This window comes from Sphaerochaeta sp. S2, assembly GCF_016406725.1.
Taxonomy (GTDB): Bacteria; Spirochaetota; Spirochaetia; order Sphaerochaetales; family Sphaerochaetaceae; genus Sphaerochaeta.
Window position 1 is genome coordinate 1 of record NZ_JAEKNT010000541.1, and the last position, 8,645, is coordinate 8,645.

At 49.1% G+C, this 8,645-nt stretch carries 8 protein-coding genes; 4 read left to right on the top strand and 4 right to left on the bottom strand.

Features of this window, described 5'->3' with window-relative positions; translation table 11 throughout:
- The 4 genes from JF818_RS15980 to JF818_RS15995 all read left to right on the top strand — a co-directional run.
- Positions 1-338: solute carrier family 23 protein (locus JF818_RS15980; protein WP_304945020.1), on the top strand; the 338-nt coding region annotated here is incomplete at its 5' end.
- A 108-nt stretch (positions 339-446) separates the two neighbouring features.
- Positions 447-1,451 carry an SDR family NAD(P)-dependent oxidoreductase gene (locus tag JF818_RS15985; protein WP_198893037.1) on the top strand — a complete coding sequence of 335 codons (1,005 nt, stop codon included), beginning with the start codon at positions 447-449 and terminating at the stop codon, positions 1,449-1,451.
- The gene (locus JF818_RS15990) at positions 1,441-2,670 is read left to right on the top strand and encodes an NAD(P)/FAD-dependent oxidoreductase (RefSeq protein WP_198893038.1); all 1,230 of its coding nucleotides are present in this window, start codon (positions 1,441-1,443) and stop codon (positions 2,668-2,670) included. The genes JF818_RS15985 and JF818_RS15990 overlap by 11 nt, the downstream gene beginning before the upstream one ends.
- A gap of 12 nt (positions 2,671-2,682) precedes the next feature.
- On the top strand, positions 2,683-3,042 hold the full coding sequence (locus JF818_RS15995) for a VOC family protein (RefSeq protein WP_198893039.1): 360 nt from the start codon (positions 2,683-2,685) through the stop codon (positions 3,040-3,042).
- A 59-nt stretch (positions 3,043-3,101) separates the two neighbouring features.
- On the opposite strand, the gene ygeW is transcribed toward JF818_RS15995, so the two are convergent.
- The 4 genes from ygeW to JF818_RS16015 form a co-directional block, all read right to left on the bottom strand.
- Positions 3,102-4,301, bottom strand: a complete 1,200-nt coding sequence (gene ygeW, locus JF818_RS16000) for a knotted carbamoyltransferase YgeW (protein WP_233067994.1) — start codon at positions 4,299-4,301, stop codon at positions 3,102-3,104.
- A 109-nt stretch (positions 4,302-4,410) separates the two neighbouring features.
- Positions 4,411-7,290 (bottom strand): molybdopterin-dependent oxidoreductase Mo/Fe-S-binding subunit, encoded by a 2,880-nt coding sequence (locus JF818_RS16005; protein ID WP_198893040.1) that lies wholly within the window; start codon positions 7,288-7,290, stop codon positions 4,411-4,413.
- Positions 7,287-8,120, bottom strand: coding sequence for a xanthine dehydrogenase family protein subunit M (locus tag JF818_RS16010; protein WP_198893041.1), 834 nt, complete (start codon positions 8,118-8,120; stop codon positions 7,287-7,289). The genes JF818_RS16005 and JF818_RS16010 overlap by 4 nt, the downstream gene beginning before the upstream one ends.
- The coding region (locus tag JF818_RS16015; protein ID WP_198893042.1) for an amidohydrolase family protein at positions 8,117-8,645 on the bottom strand (529 nt) is incomplete at its 5' end. The genes JF818_RS16015 and JF818_RS16010, both read right to left, overlap by 4 nt.

Consider the following 8,645-nt stretch of genomic DNA (forward strand, 5'->3'; position numbering starts at 1 on the left):
CATTGACCGTGGCCATCCTCTTCGCACTCTCCCTGTTCCTCGAACCGTTGTTCGGGTCCATTCCCAGTGCTGCTACAGCACCTGCCTTGATCATCGTTGGTGTTATGATGATGAGCCCGGTAAAGGATATCGAGTGGGACGAGATGACCGAAGCTATCCCAGCCTTCTTGACCATGATCTTCATGATCGTAGCTTACAGCATTGCAGATGGTATCATGTTTGGTATCCTCTCCTATGTATTGCTCAAGCTCTTCACCAAGAAGACCAACGACATTTCAAAGATGACTTGGGTTGTTTTTGCTCTGTTCGTGATCAAGATTATTTTCGGCGCCCTCTAAGAGCTTCAGCTCTGTTCTTATGGACCTCCTTTCTCAGGGGGTCCAATTTTTATCCCCTACCCATCACCCAGTTTCTACGGTACAATAGCACTCGTTGAGGAGTAAATTATGCGCGCAAACATGATGCGGTTGGATACGAATAAAGTGTATTTGGTCACCGGGGCTGCCGGTTTTATTGGGTTTCATCTAAGCAAGCGATTGCTTGGGCTTGGATGCACGGTAATCGGTTTGGATAACCTGAACGATTATTATGAGGTGTCTCTCAAGGAAGAGCGACTGAGGATGTTGGCCTGTGAACAATTCATCTTTTATAAAGTTGATCTTGCTGACAGGAAAGAACTCGATGCAATCTTTATCCGACACCAGGTAACCCATGTCATCAACCTTGCAGCCCAAGCGGGGGTGAGATACAGCATCGACAACCCGTATGCATACCTACAATCGAATCTTGTGGGGTTTCTCAATATCCTGGAGTGCTGTCGTCACCATGCAGTAGAACATCTGGTATATGCCAGCAGTAGCTCAGTCTATGGCTTGAACAGCAAGATCCCCTACTCAACAGATGATAAAGTCGATAATCCTGTAAGTCTCTATGCAGCCACCAAGAAATCCAATGAGCTTATGGCTCATGCATATACACACCTCTATCATATACCGACCACAGGACTTAGGTTTTTCACGGTCTATGGTCCGTATGGAAGACCTGATATGGCATACTTCTCATTCAGTAAACGGATTATGGAAGGAAAAAGCATCAAGGTCTTCAACAATGGGGATATGTGGCGTGACTTCACCTATGTCGATGACATCATCACCGCCTTGGAGAACATCATTCCCAATATCCCTGAGGAGAATGAAGCAAAGGATCGCTACAAGGTCTACAATATCGGCAACAACAAACCAGTGAAATTGAAGCAGTTCATAGAGACACTGGAACAGTGTCTTGGTAAGAACGCTGAGAAGGAGTATCTTCCGATGCAACCAGGCGATGTATACCAGACCTATGCGGATGTCACTGATTTGATGAAGGATTTTGATTTCAGACCCAATACTCCTCTTGAGCAAGGGCTTGAGGCTTTTGTCTCGTGGTTCAAGCCATACTATGGATACTAGAAATACACTCTACGATGTAGTGATTATTGGAGGAGGAGCCGCTGGGCTGTTTCTTGCTGCTAATCTTCCCACTTCCAAGGCACTGCTGATCGAACACAGGGAAGCAGCAGGCAAGAAGATCCTGATCACCGGCGGGGGAATGTGCAACCTTACTAATACCCAAGCAAAAGAGGATTTCCTACAGCATTATGGAAGCAGAGCACAGCGCAACTTTCTGCTTCCCTCCTTTCAGGCTTTCCCTCCCTCATCCCTTATGCAATGGTTCGAGGCCAAGGGCGTTTCCCTTGTGACCAGGGAGGATGGGAAGGTGTTCCCTGCTTCACTGGATGCCCATGAGATCAGGGATGTGCTGGTCAGGGAGAGCAAAGCAAAAATCCTGTACAACTCCAAGGTTTCTTCACTGAGTAAGGATGGAGAGTATTTCGATGTGCAAACCGATAGCGGGAGTTTTACATGCAAAAACCTGGTATTGGCTACTGGTGGAATGAGTTATCCGAACACAGGAAGTGATGGGAGTGGATATAGCCTAGCCAAAATGCTTGGGCACTCCATCGTTCCTCCAAAACCAGCGCTCGCTGCCATCATGGTGGATACGTATCAGTGGAAGCACCTTGCAGGTAATGCAATCCGCTCTTCATATGCAGAGTTTCATCATCCAGGGGAGAAAAAACGGTTCCTGCAAGCTACTGGGGATATACTGTTTACACACGATGGACTTTCTGGTCCCTTGATCCTTACTGCCAGCCGTGAGCTGAAGGCAGGCGATTCCATCACATTCTCCCTGCTGCCGATGGAGAACAAGCGAGAGGTTCAGGAAGATCTTCTTGCACTCCTCTCCTCGCAACCAAAGAAGCAGGTTTCAACCATCCTCAAGGAGGCAGGCCTTGTAACATCGCTTGCCCAGCAGGTAGTCAGGGAACTTTCGCTTGATCCTACCAGTACCCCAGCCCACCTAAGCAAAGCACAGCGGCAGGATCTGATCAAAATGGTTACAGAGAGACGGTTCATCATCAAGGGGATCAAGGGATTCAATGCAGCGATGGTCACCTGTGGTGGCGTGAACCTGAAAGAGGTAGACAGAAACAGCATGCAGTCGAAGGTAGTTGATCATCTCTACTTCTGCGGTGAAATACTGGATATTGATGGACAGAGTGGAGGCTACAACCTTCAGGCAGCGTTCTCTACAGCGTACTGTGTAGCTGAACATATACAAGTATAGGAGGAAGATTATATGCAATTTCTTTGGACAACCATAACCGTTGGGAATATGGAAGAGAGCCTGGAATTTTACCAGGATGTTCTCTCACTACCGGTATCCAGCAGGATGCAAACACCTGCCGCTGAGATCGTGTTTTTAGGAGATGGAGAGACAAAGATTGAGTTGATCCATCACCCAGGAGAGGAGACCTCTCCCATAGGGAAAAACATCAGCATTGGACTAAGCGTAGAGAATCTTGATGATTACATGGCAATGCTCAAGGAAAAAGGCATTCCCATCTCAGAGGGACCATTCTCACCGAATCCTTCAATCCGGTTCTGCTTTGTGAATGACCCGAACGGTGTCCGTGTGCAATTAGTGGAACGCAACTGATAGAGTTTGAGCCGGGATTTCTCCCGGCTCAAAAACTCTAGATACCTTTGAAATACTGACTATTTGATGCGCTTTACAGCAGCCTCAAGCAGCTCTTCCAGCTTTGCAGAAGGATTCTGGAACTTGGCAAGGAAGATCATGGCAGCAATGACATATGGCTTATAACTGGCTTCCTTGTACAGGGGTACGAGATACCTGTCGAATACAGAAGCTTCAACCTCACCTTCCTTACAGGAAAGACCGGTGATGTCAGCAGGCAGGCAGTGCATGTAGAGTGCCTTTCCGTCCTTGGTGGTCTTCATCAAGTCTTCAGTACAGGTCCAATCCTTGAATTTTGCGTTGTTTGCCAGACAGGTCTTCTCCAGAGCCTTCAATGCTTCCTGGTCACCCTGCTCAACAATCTTGGTTCTCTCTTCCATAACAGCAAAGGGAGCCCAGCTCTTTGGATAGACAATGTCAGCATCCTTGAATGCTTCAGCCATGGAATCTACTCTCTTGTAGGAACCACCGCTCTTCTTGGCATTCTCTGCAGCGACTTCTTCAACGTCAGCCATTACATTGTACCCTTCTGGGTGAGCAAGTACGACATCCATGCCAAAGCGGGTGAACAGTCCGATGATACCCTGTGGAACAGAAAGTGGCTTGCCGTATGAGGGGCTATAGGCCCAGGTCATGGCTACTTTCTTGCCCTTGAGGTTCTCAACACCACCAAAGTGGTTGATCACGTGCAGCATGTCAGCCATGCTCTGGGTTGGGTGGTCGATATCGCACTGGAGGTTGACCAAGGTGGGTCTCTGCTCGAGTACTCCATCGTCATAGCCGTCCTGTACAGCCTCAGCAACAGTCTTCATGTAGGTGTGGCCTTTGCCAATGTACATGTCGTCACGGATACCGATGACGTCAGCCATGAAACTAACCATGTTGGCGGTTTCACGAACGGTCTCGCCGTGAGCGATCTGGCTGGTCTTCTCGTCAAGATCCTGGACCTCAAGGCCGAGCAGGTTACAAGCACTTGCAAAGCTGAAGCGTGTTCTTGTGGAGTTGTCACGGAAAACGGAGATTCCAAGTCCACTGTCGAACACCTTGGTGGAAATATTGTTCTCGCGTAATGCACGCAGTACTTCTGCTACCTGAAAAACGGCAGCAATTTCGTCATCACTCTCTTTCCAGGTATGGAAAAAGTCGTTGAGATACATGTTGTCAGTTTTGAGGGTTTTCAGTTCCTCGATCATCTGTTTGATTGTGGCTTTGTCCTTCATGTGGGGAAACCTCCGTAAGTTTTGAATCATAAAAAATCCAGACAATGGCACTATACCATGACAGTGTCCCATTGTCCAGATTTATGTTGCAGTTTGTTGCAAGATTCCGTTAAATCTTGCCAAGCTCCTTCAAGATCTTCTCAGGTGAGAACGGCCAACTACGCATCCAAACGCCTACAGCATCGTGTATGGCGATGGCGAGCGCTGGAGCTGCTCCGTTGGTTGCAATCTCACTGATGGATTTGGCTCCATAGGGACCTACCTCATCATTGATATCGATCAGGACCGCTTTGAAGTCCTCTGGCTGTTCATCAACCATGGGGACACCATACTCACTCAGGTTTGCATTGATACAGACACCATTCTCATCGAGGAGCATCTGCTCATAGAGCGAATGCCCGACAGATTTCAGGGCAGCACCATACATCTGACAGAGTGCCAGTTCCGGATTGATCGGGGTACCGGCATCCTGCAGGGCATAGTACTTCTGTACCTTCACCTGGCCAGTTCTGACGTTGACCGCGACCTGCACAAAGTGAGCACCATAGGGGATTGAGTTATGGTTCGTGGTAAAGGAACCTTTTCCCATCACCTGACCACGACCTGTTCCGGTAAGTGCATCATGGCTGAGCTTTGCATAGTCTAGCGTCTTGCCACTCTTGGTACTGTACACCTCTCCAGGAGCGCGAAGGATCAAATCCTCTGCTTTTTCTCCCATCTGGTAGGCTGCCTCATCAAGCAGATTCTTCTTCAGGTCCTGTGCAGCCTTGTAGCTTGCACCACCACTGAAATAGGTTCCGCTGGATGCATAGGCACCCGTGTCAAACGTACAGCTGTCGGTATCACCACTGGTAACGGTCACCCTGTCCAAAGGCACACAGAAGGCTTCACTGATCATCTTCGCACTGATGGTATCCAACCCGGTACCCAAGTCGGCACCGCCACTGAAGATCTGGAATGTTCCATCGGTCAGCAGTTTAGCCCATGCATTGGAGTGGTCCAGTCCTGGCAACCCGCTTCCCTGCTGGATCATGGCAAAACCCTTGCCGATTCTCCAGTCGGGGTCCTTGGATTCAACTTTCTTGCCCCACTCGATCATCTTTGCACCCTGGGTGAGGGCCTGTTCCAATCCACAGGAACCAACAGGCACCACATTTCCTTCACGACCTTCTCCAAGGCCCTTGAGAATCTCAAGCATGTAGCCCGGTTCAACCTTGTTCTTCATGGCCATGTCGTAGTAATCGATTCCCAGTTTTTCTGCAAGCTCCGCCATACAGGTCATCAGTGAGTAGGTACCCTTAGGGGCTCCATAGCCCTGATAGGCTCCTGTAGGTGGAATGTTTGTGTAATAGGTGATTACATCAAACTTCATGTTGTCGCACTTAAGCAAAGGCAAGGTCTTGCTGCATGCATTCATCGGGACCGTAAGACAGTGGTTTCCGTATGGTCCTGTATTGGCCCTTACATCCATATAGACTGCGGTAATGGTGCCGTCTTTCTTTCCGCCCATCTTGACCGTCATCCTCATCGGATGGCGGGTGGAGTTTGCGATGAACTCTTCCTCACGGGTATTGCGGTAGTAGATTGGTTTTCCGGTAATCCAAGTGGCATATCCTACCAGATCCTCAACCAAAATATCCTGCTTGCTGCCATACCCACCGCCAACTCTCTCCTTGATGATTCGAATCTTGTTCTCAGGAATCTGACAAACCCAAGAGACAATTCTTCTCACATGGTAGGGAACCTGGGTGGAGGCATTGATAACCAATCTCCCACCATCAATCCTAGCGTAGGCAAGGTGCGGCTCAAGGGGAGTACACTGGATCTGACTGGTCTGGTAGGTCCTTTCGACCACAGCATCAGCTTCCTTGAAACCTTTCTCTACATCACCAATCTGGCCATGGGCTGCTGAGGCAATATTTCTTCTGATATCACCATGAAGAGGGAACTGGTAGACAACCTTCCCATCCCTGGGATCGGCATCCTTGTTGTACTCTTCCAAATTCTCGGGAGCACCACTGCGATACTCTACCACCCCGTTATGAACACGAGGGGCTCCTTCTTCCATCGCTTCCTCAACGGTGAATACTGGCTTGAGTACCTCGTACTCCACCTTGATTGCAGAGCGAGCAGCAACTGCCTGTTCATACGTTTCTGCAACGATTGCTGCTACACGGTCACCCACATGCCTAACCTTTCGGTTGAGCAATCTTCGATCGTGTGGGCTGGGTTCTGGATTCCCCTGCCCAGCCTGCATGTAGAATACATCAGGACAGTTCTCATGGGTGATGATGGTAACCACACCTTCCATTGCCAATGCTTTCTTGGTATCGATCTTCTTGATGTACGCATGGGCATATGGGCTGCGAAGGATCACCATTGAGTGATAACCCGGCAAAACCCTGTCTTCAACGAAGCTGGCTTCGCCTGCAACCAGTTGCGGTCCATCGACCTTTCCCTTTGGCTTTCCAACATAGGTCAGCTCATCTCTGAAGGAGGGAGAAATTTCACTCTTGTATTTTCCATCCTTCATTCTTTCCAGAGCCAACTTCACTGCCAGATAGTAGTGTTCATAGCCTGCATCGCGGATAAAGATACCACTGAGTACCTGATTGATTTGTTCCTTGGTAGGATTACTCTCATGTTCAAGCAACCAAGTCAGGAGCAAGGCAGCAGCAGGTGCATTATAAGCACTCTGTACGACGCCTGCATCGATCATGGCTTGCTGGATGACATTCAGGTTACGGCTGGTACCCATTGATTCAGCGGTCTTGATCTCAGCACCATCGGCTTGGAGTGCCAACATCAAATTTGCATACACAGGAACGTCATTGAAAATAACGGTATCACTACCTGCAAAGCCTTCCTTATCGTCACTGTCGCGTACGCTGGTATACCCAAGGCGAACGAGCATTTCACGCAAGCTTTCTGACTGTTTGCAACTTACTGTATGTTTCTTACCGTTAACGGTACAGACAATTTTGTTCATTGTGCACCTCCTTTGAGAAATGCAGAGAAGAGTTGCCCCACCCCTTCACTGGCTATATAGCGCTTGTAATCGGAGCTGCCAGTCATATCGTCCACGACCTCGATGTCATGTCGCACAGCAAGCTGTACATCCTCTCTTGTGGTCAACTCACCGTTCTCGATGGAATTCTCCACCTTTTCCAGTCGCTGGACACCTTTTCCGTATACAGCAACAAAGACCCGTACATGGTCTATGACCTGCTCACTGTCCTTTGTTGCACTGAATCCAACGGTTACCGCAGCACGGTTCTGGCTGCTCATTGCATACCGTACGGTTCCCACATACCGGTCATCCTTGGAGAGGCTGACAGCCAACAACAAGGTACCTGCAAACTGCTTATGATAGGCATGGTATTCGCGGATGGGGATATTGTCCTCACTGTATACTCCCTTCTCAGTCAGGTTGGCCGTAAGAAGTCGTGCTCGGCTTGCAAGCAATGCTGGAGCAAGATAGGAGTGATCACTCATCAGGGCAAGGTTGCCTCCGATGGTGGCCATATTACGCTTGGTGAAGGAACCACAGAAATGAGCAGCATCCTTGAGCCAGGATGGAATCAATGGTGATTCGATCAGCTGCTGCAACGTCACCATGCTACCAATCTTGATGGTGGAACCTTCATCTGTGATGGTATCCAAACCAAGCTTGGAAAGGCTGATGGCAGTCTGGCCCTCAACGGTTGAATGAAGACGGTTGATCTCCGTCCCCCCGGCATAAAACACACTCTTGGTGTTTGAGCGCTTCTTGTTCAGAGCGTCTTCAGTAGTATTCGCTATGAGATATTCCTGTATCATACAGCCTCCTCTTTGGCAGCTTGACCCATCATGCGCTTGCTGATGGCATTTGCCTTGTCTGCAAGTTCCTGCTCGTCATATCCGACCAGCTGCCCGTGATCGACTACAACCTTTCCGTTAATGATTGTATAGTCAGTGTTGTGATTGGTGCCGCAGAAAAGCAAACTTGCGACCGGATCACTCTGGCTTCCCGCATAGGGTAATTTGGAAACATCAAAGATTGCCAGATCGGCAGCCCACCCTTCTTCCAAGCGACCAACGTTCGAGAAATTGAGCGCCTTTGCACCGTTTTCTGTTGCCATGGTGAATGCCTCATTGGCACTCAGTGCATCAGAACCATATTTCACCCGTTGCAGAAGCATTGCCTGGCGTACCTCACCAAGCATATCGGAACTGTCATTGCTGGCACTTCCATCTACTGCAATAGCTACATTGATACCCATCGGCAACATCTCGTTGACCCGGCAGATACCACTGCCGAGGCGCATATTCGAGGACGGGCAATGGGCAATATGGGAACCTGTC